General features: G+C 69.8%; 14 protein-coding genes. 5 read left to right on the plus strand and 9 right to left on the minus strand.

Features of this window, described 5'->3' with window-relative positions; genetic code table 11:
- Window positions 1-25: 25 nt before the first annotated feature.
- Entirely contained in the window at window positions 26-466 is a 441-nt protein-coding gene (locus tag D7W81_RS17825) for a hypothetical protein (protein WP_244227264.1), read from the plus strand.
- Window positions 467-485: 19 nt separating this feature from the next.
- Here D7W81_RS17825 and D7W81_RS17830 read toward each other — a convergent pair whose 3' ends face one another.
- Both D7W81_RS17830 and D7W81_RS17835 read right to left on the minus strand, forming a co-directional pair.
- Window positions 486-2,138, minus strand: coding sequence for a GMC family oxidoreductase (locus D7W81_RS17830; RefSeq protein ID WP_120556593.1), 1,653 nt, complete (start codon window positions 2,136-2,138; stop codon window positions 486-488).
- Window positions 2,135-2,788: a gluconate 2-dehydrogenase subunit 3 family protein gene (locus D7W81_RS17835; protein ID WP_120556606.1), complete on the minus strand. Its 654-nt coding sequence runs from the start codon at window positions 2,786-2,788 to the stop codon at window positions 2,135-2,137. Before D7W81_RS17835 ends, D7W81_RS17830 begins: the two co-directional genes overlap by 4 nt.
- A gap of 74 nt (window positions 2,789-2,862) precedes the next feature.
- On the opposite strand from D7W81_RS17835, the gene D7W81_RS17840 reads away from it, so the two are divergent.
- Both D7W81_RS17840 and D7W81_RS17845 read left to right on the plus strand, forming a co-directional pair.
- Window positions 2,863-4,179, plus strand: a complete 1,317-nt coding sequence (locus D7W81_RS17840; protein WP_120556594.1) for a hypothetical protein — start codon at window positions 2,863-2,865, stop codon at window positions 4,177-4,179.
- On the plus strand, window positions 4,176-4,724 hold the full coding sequence (locus tag D7W81_RS17845) for a hypothetical protein (RefSeq protein ID WP_120556595.1): 549 nt from the start codon (window positions 4,176-4,178) through the stop codon (window positions 4,722-4,724). The genes D7W81_RS17840 and D7W81_RS17845 overlap by 4 nt, the downstream gene beginning before the upstream one ends.
- Before the next feature lie 51 nt (window positions 4,725-4,775).
- Here the strand turns inward: D7W81_RS17845 and D7W81_RS17850 are convergent, their stop codons facing one another.
- The 4 genes from D7W81_RS17850 to D7W81_RS17865 all read right to left on the minus strand — a co-directional run bounded on the left by D7W81_RS17850 (window position 4,776) and on the right by D7W81_RS17865 (window position 12,121).
- Entirely contained in the window at window positions 4,776-5,423 is a 648-nt protein-coding gene (locus D7W81_RS17850) for a DUF3332 domain-containing protein (protein ID WP_120556596.1), read from the minus strand.
- Window positions 5,424-5,480: 57 nt separating this feature from the next.
- Entirely contained in the window at window positions 5,481-6,845 is a 1,365-nt protein-coding gene (locus D7W81_RS17855) for a sigma 54-interacting transcriptional regulator (protein WP_120556597.1), read from the minus strand.
- A 149-nt stretch (window positions 6,846-6,994) separates the two neighbouring features.
- Complete coding sequence (locus D7W81_RS17860; RefSeq protein WP_158621618.1) at window positions 6,995-9,991, minus strand: right-handed parallel beta-helix repeat-containing protein; 2,997 nt, start codon at window positions 9,989-9,991, stop codon at window positions 6,995-6,997.
- Between the two features lie 426 nt (window positions 9,992-10,417).
- Window positions 10,418-12,121, minus strand: a complete 1,704-nt coding sequence (locus D7W81_RS17865; protein ID WP_120556599.1) for a ligand-binding sensor domain-containing protein — start codon at window positions 12,119-12,121, stop codon at window positions 10,418-10,420.
- A gap of 217 nt (window positions 12,122-12,338) precedes the next feature.
- Between D7W81_RS17865 and D7W81_RS17870 the strand changes: the two genes are divergently transcribed.
- A complete protein-coding gene (locus tag D7W81_RS17870; RefSeq protein ID WP_120556600.1) occupies window positions 12,339-13,037 on the plus strand; it encodes a class I SAM-dependent methyltransferase in 699 nt (232 codons plus the stop codon).
- A gap of 9 nt (window positions 13,038-13,046) precedes the next feature.
- On the opposite strand, the gene D7W81_RS17875 is transcribed toward D7W81_RS17870, so the two are convergent.
- Together D7W81_RS17875 and D7W81_RS17880 are read right to left on the minus strand one after the other, a co-directional pair.
- On the minus strand, window positions 13,047-13,760 hold the full coding sequence (locus tag D7W81_RS17875) for a response regulator transcription factor (RefSeq protein WP_120556601.1): 714 nt from the start codon (window positions 13,758-13,760) through the stop codon (window positions 13,047-13,049).
- On the minus strand, window positions 13,757-15,289 hold the full coding sequence (locus D7W81_RS17880) for a sensor histidine kinase (RefSeq protein WP_120556602.1): 1,533 nt from the start codon (window positions 15,287-15,289) through the stop codon (window positions 13,757-13,759). Before D7W81_RS17880 ends, D7W81_RS17875 begins: the two co-directional genes overlap by 4 nt.
- Before the next feature lie 253 nt (window positions 15,290-15,542).
- Between D7W81_RS17880 and D7W81_RS17885 the strand changes: the two genes are divergently transcribed.
- Window positions 15,543-17,576 carry a c-type cytochrome gene (locus D7W81_RS17885; RefSeq protein WP_120556603.1) on the plus strand — a complete coding sequence of 678 codons (2,034 nt, stop codon included), beginning with the start codon at window positions 15,543-15,545 and terminating at the stop codon, window positions 17,574-17,576.
- A 43-nt stretch (window positions 17,577-17,619) separates the two neighbouring features.
- Here the strand turns inward: D7W81_RS17885 and D7W81_RS17890 are convergent, their stop codons facing one another.
- Complete coding sequence (locus D7W81_RS17890; protein ID WP_208721351.1) at window positions 17,620-18,378, minus strand: hypothetical protein; 759 nt, start codon at window positions 18,376-18,378, stop codon at window positions 17,620-17,622.
- Between the last annotated feature and the right edge of the window lie 325 nt (window positions 18,379-18,703).

Below are 18,703 nucleotides of genomic sequence, written 5' to 3' on the forward strand. Positions count from 1 at the left end.
ACTGGCGGGCGCGTTGATGGGATTGATGCTCGTCGCATGTGGCGGCTCGCGGGATGACTTCATCGGCCCGCGCGTGCTGGATGTCTGCAAGGCGTCCTGGCCCGTGTGCAGCCAGTACGCGGGCTGCATCCTCGGGCCGGAGAGCTACTCCGAAGGGCGCTTCCCCGGCCGCGGCCAGGTGCTGGTGCGCGTGCCGGAGGCGTCCACCATCAAGGTGAGCTTCTACCTGGAGGAGGTGACGGCGGCGGGCGAGGAGACGGCCATCACCGTGCACGAGGAGGGCTGTCGCGCGCGGCAGCGCAAGGCGTCCACGGGCCGCGCGGCGTTGGACCAGATGGAGAAGTTCGGCGTCTTCACGCAGCAGGCGGAGGTCACCGGAGTGGGAGACCACCTGGTGGAGTTCGACTCCGACATGCAGGCGCGCTACGTGGTGAAGGTGGACGTGACGCCGCTGCGCATCCAGTAGCCGCGGCGGCGTGGGGCTTTCAGCCCTTGAGCGTGCGCACCAGGTGGTCCGCCACGCGGAAGCTGTTGGCCGCGATGGTGAGCGTGGAGGGCACGCTGCCGCCCGTGGGCATGAAGCTGCCGTCCACGACGTAGAGGTTGGGCACCTCATGCGCGCGGCAGTGCTTGTCCAGCACGGAGGCCGCCGCGTCGTCACCGAAGCGGCAGGTGCCGTGCTGGAGGATGGTGGTTTCGCCCTGCGTGCCCACGCGCTCCACGCTGTCCGGGTCCAGGCGCATCAGCACCTCTTCCCCACGCTCGACGAGGAAGCGCGTGGCGGCGAAGTCCGCGGGGTGCCGGTCCAGGGTGATGGCGGCCACGGGGATGCCGTACTTGTCCTTCACCCCGGGCTCCACCGTGACGGAGGTGCCGGGCGTGGGGAGGAACTCCGCGTAGACCTCGAACTCGAGGATGCGCGAGTCGCGGTACGCGCGCATGCGGTCCTTCAACTCCTTGCCGAACACGCCGGACTTGCCCGTGCCCGCCAGGCCCACCGCCGCGTAGATGGGGTTGGGGTGCGACCACATGAAGCCCAGCGTGCCGCCCTTGCGGAAGCCGTGGCGCGCGTCCGGCATCACGTAGAAGTCCTGGAGGCTGCGGTTCACGAAGGGCGCCGGGTCCGTGAGCCACGGCCGCGCGGCCTTCTGCTTGGACACGCGGAAGTGCGCCCGCGAGCCGCCGAAGGAGCTGAAGAGGAGGTTCTTGCCCACCAGCCCGCTGCCGTTGGCGAGCCCGTTGGGGAAGCGGCTGGAGGTGGAGTTGAGCAAGAGGCGCGCGCTCTCCACGGCGGTGGCGGAGGCGATGATGACCTTCGCGGGCTGCTCCTGCGCGGCGCCGTCCTTGTCCAGGTACACCACGCTCTTCGCGCGGCCCTGCCGGTCCACTTCGATGGAGCGCGCCATGCAGCCGGGGCGCACCTCCACGTTGCCGGTGGCGATGGCGTTGGGGATGAGGCTCGCGAGCGTGCTGCTCTTGGCGCCCGTCTCGCAGCCGTAGCTGCCGCACAGCGCGCAGTACGCGCACGGAGAACGGCCCTTGTAGGCCTTGCTGATGATGCCGCGCGCGGTGGGCAGCGCGTGCCAGCCCATCGCCGAGCACACCTTGTCGATTTCAGAGGCGACCGGGTGCACGTCCAGCGGCGGCAGCGGGTAGGGGCCGCTGCGGGGCTCGGCGAAGGGGTGGGGGATGGCCTGGCCGGAGACGCCCATTTCGGCCTCCGCCTTGTCGTAGAAGGGGGCCAGCTCCTCGTAGGAGATGGGCCAGTCCGCCACGGTGGTGCCGGGCACGGCGCCCAGCGTGGAGCGCAGGCGGAAGTCCACCGGCTTGAGGCGGTAGAAGTAGCCGCTCATGTGCACGGTGCCGCCGCCCACGCAGTTGGCGGTCCACGCGGCGTTGCTGCGCTCGTAGCGGGCCTTGGGCCCCTGGCGCACCAGGTGCGGCTCCTCCCACGGCAGCGGCATGAAGAAGTTGCGGCGGCTGTTGAGGATCTCGTCGTGGACGAAGTCCTTGGGCTGGTAGTGGCGGCCCTTCTCCAGCACCACGACCTTGAAGCCCGCGCGTCCCAGCTCCAGCGCGAGCGGCGCTCCGCCCGCGCCGCTGCCCACGATGCACACGTCCACGGAAGGCAGGCTCACGGGTGGTGACCTCCGCACTCGCGCAGGCACTTGGGCCCGTCGTAGCCCTGGGGCGGCGCCATGGCGAGCGTGCCCACGGTGTCGAAGCCCATGAGGCGCCAGCCCACGCGGCCCTTGTTGCCGCCGTAGGACGGGTCACCCAGGAAGCCCTCCAGGCTGAGCGTCATCAACAGCTCGAAGAAGTGGGCCTCGCCGCTGCCGGCCGGGCTGTCCTTGAAGATGGCGAGCAGTTCGTCCTGCTGGGCGGGCGTGGCCTGCGCGAAGCCCTTCTGGAACATGCGCTGCGCGCGGCGCTCCAGCGCGGCCAGGCCCTGCATGAAGTCGCGGTGCATGGCCTCCAGCCCCTGTGTCTCCAGGATGCGGTCGATGTAGAGCGCCACGTCCGCGTCCTGGGCGCCGGGGTCCTCGTCACGGGGGATGAGCCGTTCCGTGGCCGCTGCGACGACGGCGTACTCGAAGGCGGAGAAGGTGCGCAGGACCTGCCCGGCGGAGGTGGTGCCGGTGGGCTCCGCGGGCTTGGGCGCTTCCGCCTCCTTCGAACGTTTACACGCGGCGGCACCCAGCAGCACCACGCCACCGCCGAAGAAGGTGAGCCGCTGGATGAAGGTGCGCCGGGACAGCTTCGGGGGGAGCGAACGCGCGCGAGCCATGGCGCGCAAGCCTAACCCAGGTGCCATAGGATGGCGCACTCAACTGGGCCGACTGAACCAAGGAGAAGAACCGCATGAAACGGCACGCGTGGCTACTGGGAGCGGCGCTCGCGCTGGGATGTGGCGGCGGCAAGCCGGCCAATCCGGACGCGGGCTCGAAGCCGCAGGACGATGGCGGAACGACGGACACGCCGTTCGTGCGGCTGACGGTGGATACGGAGCCGACCGAGCAGACCCCCCTTTCCAACATCGCGATGGCGGTGGGCCCGGAGGACCGCATCGGCATCGCGTACTACGTGAAGGTGAGCGCCAAGGACTTCGAGCTGCGCTACCGCGAGGTGCGGGACGGTCAGGTGCTGGCGGCGGAGAAGATCACCACCGTGCAGCGCATGTATGGCGTGACGCTGGCGTTCGGCCCCACGGGGCAGCCCACGGTGAGCTATCTGGGCGGCGGGAGTGACCAGTCCGTCTTCTGGCTCCAGAGTGACCTGGCAGTGGCCTACCGCAATGCGGACGGCACCTGGACGGAGCGCATCGCGGTGAGGCGCGGCGACGAGGCCGTCGCGGGCAACCGGGTGAGCGACGAGGGATATCTCGTGGGCATCAATCCCGCGATGGTCTTCAGCGGCGATGAGGCGCTGGTCGTCTACCGCGACGTGCACAACGCGCAGTCCCCGCAGCAGGACTGGGCGGGCAGCGACGTGGAGTTGGCCAGTGGCGGGCCCACGACCTGGCAGCACCGGGTGGTGGCCGGCGGCGGCGACATGAAGGACGCGTTTGGCGGGCGTCTCCAGATGGTGATGGCGGACGGCCAGCCTGCGCTGGTGTTCGACTCGGCCCTCGGGTCCGCGGATGGGTCGGGGCAGAACGTGTACTTCCAGCGCCGCAACACGGACGGCACCACGTGGACGCCACCGGTGCAGGTGCAGGCGGTGGGCGGCACGATGCTGGGCGCATCCCTGGCGTATGACCCGCAGGAGGGCCTCGGCATCGCGGTGGTGGACCGCTTCACCAGCCGGCTCACGCTCATCACCTGCGATGGCAAGACGGGGACGAAGTGCGCGATGGCGCGGGACTGGACGACGCCAGACCCCGTGTACCAGACGGGCTCCGGTGGCTGGTACCCGTCGCTGGCGTTCGATCCGAAGACGCACGACCCGTCCATCGCGTTCCACATCTGCTCGCTGGAGTCCGGGCGCAACGAGGGCGGTTGCTCGCCGTCCGACGACGCGCTCGTCATCGCCACGCGCGTGGAGAACCAGTGGCGCGAGGTGACGGTGGACACGGCGGGCGGCTGGTCTCCGAAGCTGGCCTTCTTGTCCTCCGGCCAGCGCGTGGTGCTCTACCGCGCGGGTGGTACGCAGGCCCTGACGCTGGCGGTGGAGCGGTGAGCCTCGCGGGACGCGCCGTGGCGGCGCTGGGGCTCGCGGGCCTGCTGGGCGCGGGCGCTGTCGCGTGCCGAGGTGACAACGAGCTGTCCGGCAGCGTGTCCGAGCTGTTCCCCGTCACCGACGTGTCGCGGGTGGAGATCCGCCGCAACCCGGAGGCGCTCCAGGTGAGCTACTTCCGCAACAACGGCCTGGACGTGGACCTGGTCGCGCGGCTCACCGTGGACACGGAGGGCGTGGACCTGAAGCCGGGCACGAAGGTGCAGCTGGGCGGCACCACACCGTCCGGCCGCGACCGCGCGTCGGTGGTGCACGTGGCCGCGGGTGAGCCCGCGCGCGCCTTCACCCAGGTGGAGCGGGGCGACCTGGTCCTGGATGAAGGCGGCAACGCGGGCGAGGCCACGCGCGGGGACTTCTCCCTGTCCTTCAAGAAGGGCGATGGCTACGGCGCGGGGCGCAGCATGGAGGGGACGTTCAACTCCCTGGCGCTCGACGCGGGCTTCGGCCCGGACCTGGGTGACGTGGTGGGCGAGGAGCCCGCGCCCTGATTCATCCCAGGGCTTCCGGTGGGGTGCCGCCGGAAGCCCTGATGTTTCATCTCACGGCGTGCAGGTGTCGAGCGTCGCCATGCCCTGGGAGAGCTGTCCCTGGTGCGTGGCGAACTGCGCGAGCGCCGGCGCGCCGCCGTCGAGGAAGAGCTGGCGCGCGGTGTCCACCGCGTCCCGCGCGTGCACCGTCACGGTGGTGCCGGCCGCGTCCGTCACCTTCACGGCGCCGTCCTCCTGGCCCTGGGCACGGATGAGCAAGGCGCCCGCCTCGTCGCGCGCGACCATGCCGTCCTCCAGCGGTTCGAAGTAGCGGACCATCGGCTCCTGGCCCTCGCGCTGGAGCTCCAGGCGCATGACGCCGGACTCCGCGTCGCGGGACATCTTCAGCGTGTCCGTGGGGCTGAGCTTCACGATGCGCGTGTTGGAGTCTCCTCCCTCCACGCTGCTCACCGGGTTGCCGCCGGTCCAGAACTCGATGCTGTTGACGACGATGGCGTCCACCAGCGTGCCGATTTCATAGACAGGCACCACGACGAACACGAGGAACACGAGCCACTGGACGAACTTGTTCCCGGAGATGCCCTTGTTGAACTGCCAGATCTTCTGCGTGAGCTTGAACGAGCCGAAGCAGCCCGTCGCGTTCATCATCAGGACACCCGCGCACAGCACGCCGAGCCAGCGGGACGGACGCATCTTCATGAAGCCCTCCTGGGGGATGGGGGACCGCGTAAGCGGCCGCCACCATGCCACGAAGGGTCAGTCCGGCTCGCTCTGAACCAGCCCGTACTTGTGCAGGAGCGAGTAGAGGTGCTTGCGATCCAACTCCGCCTCGCGGGCGGCGCGGGCGATGTTGCCGCGGGCGCGGCCCAGGAGGCGCGTGAGGTACTCGCGCTCGAAGGCGCGCACGAGCTCGTCCTTGCACACCTTGAAGGGCCCGGTGAACTCCACCGGCAGGAAGTCCCCGGCGGGGGTGGGCACGTCGCGGGTGAACTCGCGCAGGAGGTTGTCCCCGGCGAGCCCCGGGATGTCCACCATGTGCCGGGCGCGCTCCAGGGCGTTGCGCAGCTCGCGCACGTTGCCCGGCCAGGTGTGCCCCAGGAACTGCTCCTGAATCTTCTCCGGCAGCCGGGGCCACAGGCCTTCACCCGCGAAGGCCTCCACGAGCAGCGGGATGTCCTCCTTGCGGTCGCGCAAGGGGGGCAGGCTGACGGTGAAGACAGACAGGCGGAAGTAGAGGTCCTCGCGGAAGCGGCCCGCCTGCGTCTCCGCCCACAGGTCCTTCTTGCTGGCCACGACGATGCGCGAGTCGAAGGAGATGGGCGTGGAGGAGCCCAGGCGGCGGAACTCGCGGTCCTCGATGGCGCGCAGGAGCTTGGGCTGCAGGTCCAGGGCGAGGTCGTCGATTTCGTCCAGGAAGAGGGTGCCGCCGTGGGCCCGCTCCAGGCAGCCGATGCGCTGGCCCACCGCGCCGGTGAAGGCGCCCTTCTCATGGCCGAACAGCTCGGACTCGATGAGGGAGTCGGACACGCTGGCGCAGTCGAAGACGACCAGGGGGCCCGGCGCGCGGGGGCTCAACTTGTGGATGGCCTTGGCGCCCGCGCCCTTGCCGGAGCCGGTTTCGCCCACCAGCAGCACGGTGGAGTCCGTGGGGGCGATGCGCTGCAGGAGCGCGAAGATCTGGCGCATGGGCACGCTGCGGCCCACGAGGTCGCCCAGCCGGTCCTCGACGGTGGGCTCCACCTGCACGGGGGCCATCTGCGGGCTGAAGCGCAGGCGCACGTCGCCCACTTCCAGCAGGGCGCCGGGGCGCAGGTAGGCCTCGCGCACCTGGGCGCCGTCCAGGAAGGTGCCGTTGGTGGAGCCCAGGTCCTGCACGAGGAAGCGGTCGCCCTGGCGGCGGACCACGAGGTGGTTGCGGCTGACCGTGGGGTGGTCGATGACGACGTCGTTGTCGTTGGACTTGCCGACGCGCAGGTCCTCGGTGGCGAGCGGGTACACGGTGCCCGCGCGTTCGGTGTCCAGCAGCACCAGGTGGAAGCGCTGCGCGGACAGCGGCTCTCCCTGCGCCCGCTCGGCGACGACGGTGTGCGTGGGAATGGGGGCCGGGGGAACGGAAGGCATGAGCGGGCGGGATTCTAGACGGCTTCTGGCCCGCGCGGGCCTTCTGTCAGCGGACTCCGTGCCCGGCTGGCCGCCAGACGGGCACGGAGCGTCACTCTCCGTAAGACGTTCTCACCATTTTGTTTTCTCGTGCGGTGAGACTTGTGGGCTCAAGGGTTCTTCTTCAGGAGCACCGCGTCAGTGGAACCGTTCCACTGGCCGAGCAGCGCACCCGAGGTCCACCCCGCGGCAACAGCGTTTCCGGAAGCATCCACGCAGACCGCCGTGGCTTCTTCTTCCAGTCCGGTCCCTGCCTGCCGGAACGTCGAGGTACGACTCCCGTTGGCGTTCCACTTCCAGAGGAAGAGGTCCGCCCCTCCGCCGTAGTTGGGGAAGCCGTTGAGAGGACCGCCCGTGTGGCCCGCGACCCAGATGTGATTCGTCTGCGGATCCACGGCCACGGCTTGGACTTCGTCGTTCCCCCAGGTTCCCACCAACTCCAGCCAGATGGGGGCGAAGTCCGCCGCGCTGAGTTTGGCGACAAAGCCGTCACGGCCTCCGGCGCTCTGCTTGCCTGGGACGTTGCCCTGGGTGAAGCCACCCATCACCAGTGCGCCAGCGGTGTCCTTTGCAAGGGATGACACGGAGGTGATGCCAAGGCCGCCCAGGGACGTAAAGGCCAACTCCTGGGTACCATCCGGGCTGTACTTCCCGATGAACCCGGCGATGGGCTGTGCATTGGAAGAGGAGCGGAACTCCCCTGCGATGATGATGTTCCCCTGGGCATCCAGCGTGATGCCCGACGGAGCAAGGGTGGAGCTCGTGTTGCCGACGTGGACGCGCTTCCACAGGATGGCACCGGTCTCACCGCTCAGCTTCGCGATGAGGATGAGCGCCCCATCCGGCATCCCGCCTCCCGTCTCGTAGCCCCACGTCCCACCGGTGACGTAGATGTCACCTGCGGCATCCACCGTTACCGCGTGCAGGCCGGTGAGCCCGGACGTCCCCACCCGCTGCGTCCAACCGCGGTTGCCGGACGTGTCGTACTGCGCCACGAAGCCCGTGGGCACGTACGAGCTTGTCGACGTGCCGGGCAACGCTCCTCGGGTCTGTCCCACCATGTAGAGGTAATGCTGGGTCGGTGCGAAAGGTGGGGTGCCCGAGTATGCAAGGGCATACGCCTGGTCATCCTCGGGCCCGCCCAACTGGCGCGTCCAGCCATTGTCACCCGTCGCGGAGTGCTGTTTCAGGATGGCATCCGACTTGCCCTGGTTGGTGAAGCCAAAGCTTCCCCAGGAGTAGCCCGCGGCGTAGACGTTGCCAGCGCTGTCGGTCACGACAGCGGTGTACTGGTCGACGTCACTCGTGCCGCGCTGCCGCTGCCATTCTCCGGAGGGCGTCGAGCCCACACCGCAATCGCTTTCGACGGCGCCCAGGTCCAGCCTGGCGGGGCTGCCGCAGGGGACCGTGGGATCGGTGTCGTTGTTGACGTCGTCCAGCGCCGCGTTGCGGGCCGGGGAGCCGTCGAGCGTCATGTAGCCGGTGTGCGAGGAGTTGGGGTCGAACAGGGGATCCTGCTCGAAGCTGGCCGCGTCCAGGCCGGTTGCCGACTTCCACTGCGTGAGGTTGCGCGTCGGGACACTGTCCGCCTCGTTGTCCTTGCGCAGCAGCACGGGACCCGACGTGTTGAAGACGAGGTTGTGGTTGCTCGTCAGCCCCGGCGAATAGGTGGCCGAGGTGTGGAAGTCCAGCGCGCCGCCCTTCCGCTGGTTCTGCTTGTTTGCCTCCAGGTACTGCACGGTGCCCGTGTTCCGGATGATGTTGTTCCAGACGTGCACGTTGACGGCCTGCTGGACCCGGCGGGCACCCAGATCTCCGTTCCACCCGTCGATGCCCAGGCGGATCGCCGAGTGCCCCACCTCGTCAAAGGTGTTGTTGTAGATGTCCACGTCGCGCGCGTAGTCGATGCGGATGCCATCCGCGCACCCGACGCCTCCACGAATGCCCGGTGTCTGGGTTCCGTTCGTTGCATCACCGTCTCCGTCCTGGGTCATCTGGAAGAGTTGGTTCCTCCGGATGACGGCGTTGCTGACGTAGGTGGGGCCGGAGTCGGTGGCCTGGACCTTGAAGTTGTTGCCGAGCATGACGCCCAGGCCGCTGTCGGAGATGCGGTTGTTCTCGAAGAGGATGTTGCTGGCGCCGAAGTGGAAGATGACGGCCTCTCCGCCGCACTGGGACGCGGTGTTCGACTGGGGGCGGTAGCCAGAATAGACACCGTTGCGGACGGTGACGCCCACGCACTCCTTGATGTCGACGGCGTTTTCGAAATCACCCGTGAAGGTGTTGTTCTCCAGGGTGATGTCCGTGGAGGGGCCCAGTTGTTCAGGGGTCCAGCCGTTCTGCGGGGTCTCCCGGCCCTGGCACTGGAAGGCGTCACCGGAACTTCCCGTGATGGTGTTGCCACGCACGAGGATCCGGGCGCTCTTCTTGGTCACGAGGATGCCATGCGCGTCCTGGACCGCGTCGCCAGAGGGATACATCAGGGCGTTGTCGCTGAAGTGATTCCGGTCGAAGAGGATGTCCTCGGAGTTCGTGACCACTGCCCCGCCGTTGTTGCAGCGGCGGACATCCATGAAGCGCAGGGCGATGGAACGGATGCGGGGTTGGACGTTGACCGAGTTGAACAGCGTGATGCCGACGACCGGAGCATCTTCGCAGTCGATATCCAGCCCTTCGACGCTCCAGTAGGCCGCGCCGTCGGCGAAGACGAGGGGGGCCAGCCGCCGGTTCTGGGTGGCATGGAGTGGAGAGTAGAGTGTTGGATTCGCGTAGAACCCACTGGAACTGATTGCCTCATCCGGTGCCCGCATGATGCGGAACGGCTGGCTCGGGGTTCCGGCCCGGGAGATGACGACCTGCTCGCTGTACCGGTCATCCGGGCTGGGAGTGATGAAGGGTTGGTGCACGTAGATGGTTCCGCCCACGGGCACGTTGTTCACGGCGTGCTGCAGGGTGGCCCACGCCGTCTGGGGCGTGAGACCGTCATTGTTGTCGGAGCAGTAGGGACGATCCGCGTTCGGGATGCCTCCCCACGTCCCGCAGAGGATCCCGACGTGACGAATCAGGTGGGGCGCGGAGGGGGCGGCGTCGACGAACGCCGTGTTCATTGCGCTTCTTGCCCCGACGCAGGGCGTGCCAGTGCTCACGGATGCGCAGGACGGAAGGAGCGCCTGTGTGGAGGTCCCGGTGGCGAGGTGGGCCTGCGCGGCTTCACGCGGCCCTTCAGGAGCGGAGTCCTGGCACCCGAGCGTCAGCCCAAGGAGCAGAAGGGGGCCGAATAAAGGATGGAATGGACGACTGGGGGTGGAATGAGAGGCTTCTGACATGGCTGTGATGGGTCGTCGTTGACGCCGGGGATGGCGTGCTTCGAAGACGCAACGGCACGATGGGCCTGGCGATGTCAGGGGCGGAAAGTCTGAAGGAGTGTTGCCTGTCTTTCTTTGGGCAAGATGAACTGACGTCTGGTGAATAGAAAAGCGGCCACCCTGACTCCGGGTGGCCGCTCGGTCATGACCTGACGTATGGGCTGGCGGTCAGTCGCCTTCGTAGATGCCGATGGCGCCCGGGGTGACAGGGCCCGTGACCGGTTCAACGGGAGTGAAGGCCACCAGCATGCGGCGGCGGGCTCCGGAGCGGTCCACCTGGATGTCCGGGATGCGCATGGCGGAAAGCTCCCGGCCGAAGAGCGAGTAGCTGTACTTCGTGACGCCCCCGCCCACGCGGCTGATGCCACCGCCCCAGGCCGTTCCCGCCCATGCGCTGTTGTCCAGGGGATCCACCGCGACGCTGGACACGTGCGGGGCGATGAGGTCGTTCTTCAGGCTGCGCAGGACATTTCCTTCCGCGTCGAGCTGGAGGAGACCGTTGGCGAAGGAACTCACCCAGACGCGGTTGGTTCCGTCAGGGACGACCGCCATTGCGGAGACGAGGTCCTCCGTCCGCTCCTCGGGCCGGGCGTAGGGCCACTCCTTCTCACCCACCGCATCCGTCCAGAGGTCACGACGGTTCCACTTGTAATCCGACCGTTCCGTCATCTCCTGGGCAGCCCAGAAGTTGAGGCCAGTCGTGCCGTAATAGTACTTGGTGGAGCGGTTGGCGCCGCCAATCCAGACGTCGTGGTTGGGCAGGGGCGCGATGCCGTAGTAGGCGTCCGTCAAGAGGGCGTCCCGGACCTGGTACTTGCTGTAGTCCTTGCCGTACTGGAGTTGGTCGTTCTTGTAGTTGCTGTAGATGAACGCGCTGTAGGCCGGGTGGCTGTGCTCCTCCAGGCCCGAGCACACCAGCTTCCCGTTGCACGTCGGGTCACCGGCGTAGTGCGCGTTTCCACGGGCGAAGCCGTGGTTGCCGCCAAACCAGACGCTGCTCTTGTCGGGGTTGGAGTCCTTGTCGTAGGCGATCCGATAGACGTGGCAGAGCTTCTCACGCCGGTCGTACTTCGGAACCACGCCCGGCCCCGAAGAGATGTCGTAGTGCACGACCTTGAGGGTGCCGTCGGCACGCAGCTCCACCCGGTCCGCGTCGCCGCTCTTGTAGACACTGGCGTCCGCAGTCCGCCTGGCCTGGACGGCGGTGTCCCATTCGCTTTCGCAGTCCGCGATTCCCGGGGGCGGTGGCTTGCCCGCGTAGCCCACGAAGACCGCGCCATCCCAGGCGCCCGCGACGGAGATGACCTTGAGGTAGGGCGTGCCCGTCGGCGCGCTGCCATCCGGCATGTAGCCATAGGGGCGAAGGCCGTCCGCTATCGTGAACTTCCGGAAGGTGCTCTCTCCCTTCTTCAGGAGGAACAGGCCTTCTTCGCCGCCCGCGACCCAGACATTCCCGCCTTCGTCCGCGGTCACGCCGTAGACGAAGCGGGGACCGCCCTGCTCGCGGCCGTAGAAGGTCCAGCCCGGAGCGGACGGCAGCTCGTACTTCGTCTCTCCTGGATCCGTGGTGCCTGCATCCGTGCCCGTGCCCGCGTCGGTACCGGTGCCCGCATCCGTGCCCGTGCCTGCGTCCGTGCCGGTCCCTGCGTCAGGAACCTGCGTGCCCGCGTCGGTGCCCGTGCCCGCGTCGGGAACCTGCGTACCCGCGTCCGTCCCCGTGCCGGCGTCCGGCAGCCGCGGGTCCTCCACGGGCGTCACCGGCACCACCGGGTCATCCACCTGCCGCGTGTCGCCGTCGTCCCCGCCGCAGCCCGTCCACCCCAGCGCTCCCACCAGCAGGACCGCCCCCGTCCACCGCCACCCGAGCTTCATATTGACGTCCACCTCACACAGGGCCGGGGAAGGTCCCCCGGCACGAAGCCATTGTTGGCGGCCATCAAGGCAAGGAGGGTGCCAGCCCAGAAGGGGCGGTAACCGTTGGATCACGGGCAGTGCGCGTCGCTTGCGCGACACCGGGTGGGCAATCCTTTACCCATTGTGCGAATGCCGGGGTCCCGTAGCGCCCCCCAACCGTGCTAGGGCCTGGGCAATGGCTGGGAACGACGCACGTGGCCGCACCCCGCTGTCCCTCGTGGGACAGGAGCCGGACCTCGTCTTCTACACACGGCAGGCCTCTGAGCACGGCGGGCCCGTGCTCGTCTTGGGCGCCGCCAACGGCCGGGTGCCCTGGGCGCTCGCGGGCCATGGCTTCTCCACCGTGGGTGTGGACCCGTCCGAGGCGATGATCCGCTCCGCCGAGGAGCGCCGCTCCTCCGAGTCCCCGGACGTCTCCGAACGCACGCGCCTCATGGCCGCCGACCCTCGCGCGCTGCGGCTGCCGGAGAAGTTCCCCCTGGTGCTCGCCCCGCAGCACGCGCTGGGCCTGATGGCCGGCCGGGATGACCTGGAGGCGTTCCTCGCCACCGTGCGCCACCACCTGGCCCCCGGCGGAACGTTCATCTACGACGTGCTCAACGCCCCGCGCGAGCCCGTGCTGCCGCGCGACGACGACGAACCCGGCGCCGCGGTGGAGCCCCGCCGTCCGCTCTTCGCCCTGCACCTGCGCGAGCGGCGTCCCGCCGGAGGCCAGAGCCCCATCCGCCGCCTCAAGCTGCGCCACTTCCTCCCGGAGGAACTGGAGGCCGCCCTCACCGCCAGCGGCCTCACGCTGCGCGAGCGCTTCGGCCGCTTCGAAGGCAAGCCCTTCGACCTGGAGGACCTGCGCCAGATTGGCGTCGCCGGGATCTAGCGCGCCGCTTCAGCGCTCGAAGCGGTAGCCCAGCCCGCGCACCGTGAGGAAGTGCCGGGGCGCTTCGGGGTCCGTTTCGAACTTCAGCCGCAACTGGCGCATGAAGTTGTCCACCGTGCGCGCGCTGCCCTCGTAGTGGTAGCCCCACGCGCCTGACAACAGCTCCTCGCGGGTGAAGGTGCGGCCCGGGTGCGCGAGGAAGTGCGCCAGCAGCTTGAACTCCTGCGCCGTCAATTCCACCGGCTGCCCGTCGCGCGCCACCGTGCGCTGGGACAGGTCCACCTTCACGTCCCCGAACGTCACCGGCGGCGGCGTGGCGCTCGTGCCCCCGAACCTCCGGCGCAGCACCGCCTTGATGCGCGCCAGCAGCTCCTGGAGGCCGAAGGGCTTCACCACGTAGTCATCCGCGCCCAGGTTGAGGCCCAGAATCTTGTCCGACTCCTGGCCCCGCGCGGACAGCACCACCACGGGCGTGTCCCGGCCGCGCTGGCGCAGCTCGCGGATGACTTCGTAGCCGTTGAGCTCCGGCAGCATCAGGTCCAGCACCAGCAGGTCCGGCGCTTCGTCCAGCGCCTTGGCCAGGCCCGTGCGGCCGTCCTGGGCCTGAAGCACTTCGTAGCCTTCGAAGCGCAGGTTCATGGACACGCCGGTGAGGATGGACAGGTCGTCCTCCACCACCAGGATGCGCCGGGGCTTCTCCTCTTCGGGGACGGACGTGCTCATGCGCGGCTCACCGGCAGTTGGAGGGTGAAGCAGCTGCCCCGGCCGGGTTCGCTCTTCACGGTGATGCGGCCGCCGTGCGCGTCCACGATGCGCTTGCTGATGGCGAGCCCCAGGCCGCTGCCCTCCGTCTTGCGCGTGAGCAGGTTGTCCACCCGGTAGAAGCGCTCGAAGATGCGCTTGCGGTCCTTCCTGGCGATTCCCACCCCGTTGTCCTCCACCGACAGGTTCACGTATCCGCCGTCTCTCTGTGCCCGGAGGGCGATTCTGCGGTTCGTGGGGCCACTGTACTTGTAGGCATTCTGCAACAGGTTGAGCAGCGCGCCCGCCACCGCGACCCGGTCCACGTCCACCTTGGGCAGCGCGTCATCCACCGTCACGGTGAACTCCATCCCGTCGCCCAACCGCTGCGTGCGGAAGGCCACCACCGCCGCGTCCACCACGTCCATCACCGGCAGGGGCTCGCGCTGGTACACCTTGCGGCCGCTCTCGATGCGCGCCCAGTCCAGCACCCGCTCGATGAGGTCCGACAGCCGCTCGGTCTCCTTCGTGAGCAGGTCCAGCACCTCCTGCGTCTGCGCCGGGTCCTTCAGCCGGCCCAGGGCCAGCGTCTCGATGAACATGCGGATGGAGGTGAGCGGCGTGCGCAGCTCATGGCTCACCAGCGACACGAAGTCCGTCTTCATGCGCGACAGGCGCGCCTCGCGGTAGAGCACGCGGCCGGTGTACGCCACGCCGAAGGTGAGCGTCAGGTAGAACAGGCCCAGGAGCACGCCGTACACGACGCGGTTGCGCGTGGAGGCGCTCGCCACGGGGTCCTCGCCCATGGGCAGCACCACCAGGCGGAAGTCCTGCAGCGGCGCGGACAGCACCCGCTCCGCGAGCACCGGCGGCCCCAGCGCGTTCTGCCGCGCCTGGGCCACCTCCGACATCAGCCGGTTGACGAGCCCGCCCTCGCTGGACGTGTCGCGCGGCACGGGCAGGAGCGTGAAGCGCACGGGCTCCGACGTGGTCCGCCCCTGCGCCTTGTCCGACAGGAGCGCGTCCAGCGCGATGCCCGACAGCCGCACGCCCCGCACGGTCACGCCCTGGCGCTCGGCGGCCACCATCACCGCGCGGCCGTTCGTGGCGAGCGAGAAGACGGTGGGCACCGTGGGCAGCGAGGCGGCCTCCGGCACCAGCGCCGCCAGGGCCTCCGCCAGCTGCGGATCCGCCGTGCGCACCAGCCCGTTCTCCACGTGGAAGGTGCCCTCCGGGTCGGACAGCTCCTGGTCGTCCGGCAGGAGGAACGCCAGCCGCACGCTGTCCACCCGCTCCAGCCGTCCGCTGCTGAGCGCGCGGGGCACCTCCGCGGACAGGTCCGCCAGGGTCCCCCGCCACGCGGCCTCCAGGCGTTTCTCCACCGCGGCGCGCTCGTTGATGATGGCCACGACGCCGAAGCCGGACAGGCCGGCCGAGGGAAGCACGACCAGCAGGATGAGCAGCGCGAACGTGCGCCGGAAGCTGAGGATGACGGGCGCGGGACGGGTCACGGCCCCCTGTGTCTACACGCGACAGAGGCCGGGTGCTCGCGGCATTTGGGGGCCAGGGAGGAGTCTTCCCGACACTGTCGGGAGGCATACGGCGGGTCCGGAAGGCGTCGACTTCAGGGGGGCGGCTGGGCGAGCATGCGGCTCTCGGGAGGGCGTGTGAGCAGGGCCGGCACGCTCCCGACAGGCCGTGGGGCCACGCGCGGAATGGGCTGGACGCACGCGCGGGCCTTCGCGGGAGGGGAAGGCATTTCCGATGCGACGGCAGGGATGGGCCGCGTTCTGCGCGGTGACGACGCTGGTGCTTTCGGGTTGCAAGGAGCGCGAGGTGGCGGGCACCTGGAGCAATGCCTCCGGGTCCGTGGCGCTCAGCCGGGATGACTCGCTGCTCTACGTGGTGGACGCGGACAACGGCATCCTCGCCGTGGTGGACACCGCGCGCCGGGAGAAGGTGTCCGAGGTGCGGGTGGGCCCGCGTCCGGAGCGCGTGACGGTGGGCCCGGACGACACCGTGTACGTGACGAACCGGGGTGGCAGGAGCGTGTCCGTCATCCGCAAGGGGGACGCGGTGGAGGCCGCGCGCGTCCCGGTGGGCGTGGAGCCCACGGGGCTGACGCTGTCGCCGGACGGCCACACGCTGTACGTGGTGAACAGCGCCACGCGCGAGTCCGCCGCGCACGGCAGCCTCACCGCCATCGACACGGGCACGCTCACGGCGCGCTGGGAGCTGCCGCTGGGAGAGGAGCCGCGCGGCATCGCGCTGCTGGAGGACGGCCGCAAGGCGGCGGTGTCGCTGTTCCGGCAGGGCGACGTGGTGACGGTGGACCTGTCGGACGCGAACCGGCCCCGGGTGATGCGCGGCGGCACGGACCTGAACTCGAAGGCGAACCGGCCGTCCTCCGCGGGCGCCGTCGGCATCCCCGTGCCGTTCGATGAGCCGCCGGGCCAGTCCAGCCCGCGCTCCTTCCGGGCGCGCGGCATGGTGGACCTGCTGAGCGCTCCGGACGGACGGCGCCTCTTCGCGCCGGTGTTGTGGTCGCGCGAGGATCCGCTGGGCGGGCCCGTGGACGGGCGTGATCCGAACCCGGGCGAGTCCATGTACGGCGGCGGGACGCCGTGCGGCGCGGTCTCTGGCGGCGGCGTGGTGGCCGCGGGCCTGATCACCTTCGACACGGAGGACGAAGCGCCCCGGCCGGTGGTGGACGACCTGGACGAGTGCAAGCCGCCGCCGGAGGAGAAGCCGGACTACCCCACGTCGCTCATCGCGAGCCCCGCGTTCACGACGCCCCTGCAGGGGCCGTCCGCGGCGGTGGTGGACCCCACGGGCGCGTGGCTGTTCCTGGTGAACCAGGAGTCGAACAACGTGGCCATCCTGCCCTCGTACCGCCGCTCCGGTTCGGACCTGGCGAGCGAGGGGAGCCCGGTGCGGCAGCTGGTGGACGTGGGCGCGGGGCCCAACGGCATCGCGCTCACGCGGGACGGGCGCAAGGCGTACGTCTACAACGCGTTCGACCACACGGTGAGCACGCTGGTGCCCAACGGTCAGATGGAGAGCTTCATCCAGGAGGAGGGCGAGCGCCTGGTCATCGCGGGCGACACGCTGCCGCCGCTGGCGGTGGCGGGCCGGCGGCTGTTCTTCAGCGCGGTGGATGAGCGGATGACCAGCCCAGCCGTGGCGGTGTCCTGCGCGTCGTGCCACCTGGAGGGCCGCGAGGACGGCCACGTGTGGGGCTTCCCGGACGGGCCGCGCCAGACGCCCAGCCTGGCGGGGCGCATGACGACGGCGACGGCGCCCTTCCACTGGAGCGGCGAGTTCTCCGGGCTGGGGGACTTCATGAACGCCACGGTGAAGGACCGCATGGGCGGTCAGGAGCTGGACGCGGACACGGTGGCGAAGCTGGGGGCCTTCATCGACGCCATCCCCACGCCGGACAACGCGTTCCGGGGCGAGCCGCTGACGGCGTCGCAGGCGCGCGGGGCCGCGCTCTTCACGCAGGCGAAGTGCGACACGTGCCACACGGGCACGGCGCTCACGAACAACACCAACGTGGACGTGGGCACCTTCGTGCGCTCGGGCGTGCTGCAGGACGCGGCGGCGGTCATCCGGGCGGGGCTCAACACGCCGTCCCTGCTGGGCGTGGGCCGCACCGCGCCGTACCTGCATGACGGCAGCGCCCCCTCGCTCAAGGCCCGCCTGTTGAACGGCCGCGAGTCGAACCAGCACGGCATGACCGCGGGGCTGTCCGACGCGGACGTGGACGACCTGGTGGCGTACCTGGAGACGCTGTAGCGGGGAAGGGGGCACGGGGCCCGAGAGCGCCCGTGCCCCATGTCTATCCCGCGTCTGGAACACCTGGCGCGGCCGGCACGGGCTTCCGCGGAGCGGGGGCCACTGTCGGCCGCGCCGCGGGGCGCGTGCCCTGAGGCGCGGAGAGCAGGTCCTCCGTCCCCGAGCGCGGCGTGGTGAGGCTGTCCAGCGGCTCCAGCGGCGCATCCAGCAGGAGGCTGTCTCCCGCGTCGGGCGGAAGCTCCGTGCCCGCGTCGGCCGTTGGATCCTCCATGCCGTGATGCGACGTCACCGCCAGGCGGGCCACGTCCAGCGCACGTTCCGGGTCGTCCCCCAGCCAGGTCACGACGACGACGCACGGCGTGTCGTCATCCCACGTCACCACCTGCGTCATGCCCTGCACGGGGTTGCGGCGCGCGGCGGCCCGGCCCAGCGCCGGAACCTCTTCTCCGCCCGCGTTCAGCGTGGGCGCGAGCAGCGCGCGCGCATCCGCCGTCGCGTAGTGCGGCTGGCAGTCATACGCCACCGACACGGACACGTCCGCCAGCGCCGCCGAACGCAGCGAGCACACGGGCCCGCACGTGGGGCACGCCCGCTCTTCCTTCAGCGTGAAGCCGTTCAGCGTGAGGTCGCGCAGGTCCGCGGGCAGCAGTTCCTCGCACGAGGGCACGGTCAGCGTGGACGGCCGCCCCGGCAATCCGGTGATGGGCGCTCCCGCATCCGCCGTGTTCGTGCCCGCACCGGGCCTGCTGCACGCGCCCAGTGCGGCGAGCGCCATCAGCAGTGCACCCCGTCCGACCCTCATCCCGTTGGCTCTCCTCACCGACGCCATGCTCGCGGGCGCGGATGGTAGACCGGGCCCGGCCCCCGTCATCAGCATTGTGGCGCGGCTGCCGCTTTCCAGACGCGACCGGATGGCGGGAGAGAGGTCGGGCAGGCCTCGTTCACGGGCAGGGCGTGGGCTAGGCTGCCTGCCCTCTTCCACCATGCGCCTCTCCGGTCTCCTCACCCTGTCGGTCCTGGCCCTGGCTTCGGCCGCCCCCGCGCGGGCCCAGACGCCCGCCCCTCCGTCCCGGAGCGCGACCCCCGACGAGTCCTGGAGCGAACCCGGCAAGCCCGCGCCCCAGGCC

The sequence above is a fragment of the Corallococcus aberystwythensis genome (assembly GCF_003612165.1).
In the GTDB taxonomy this organism is placed as follows: Bacteria; Myxococcota; Myxococcia; order Myxococcales; family Myxococcaceae; genus Corallococcus; species Corallococcus aberystwythensis.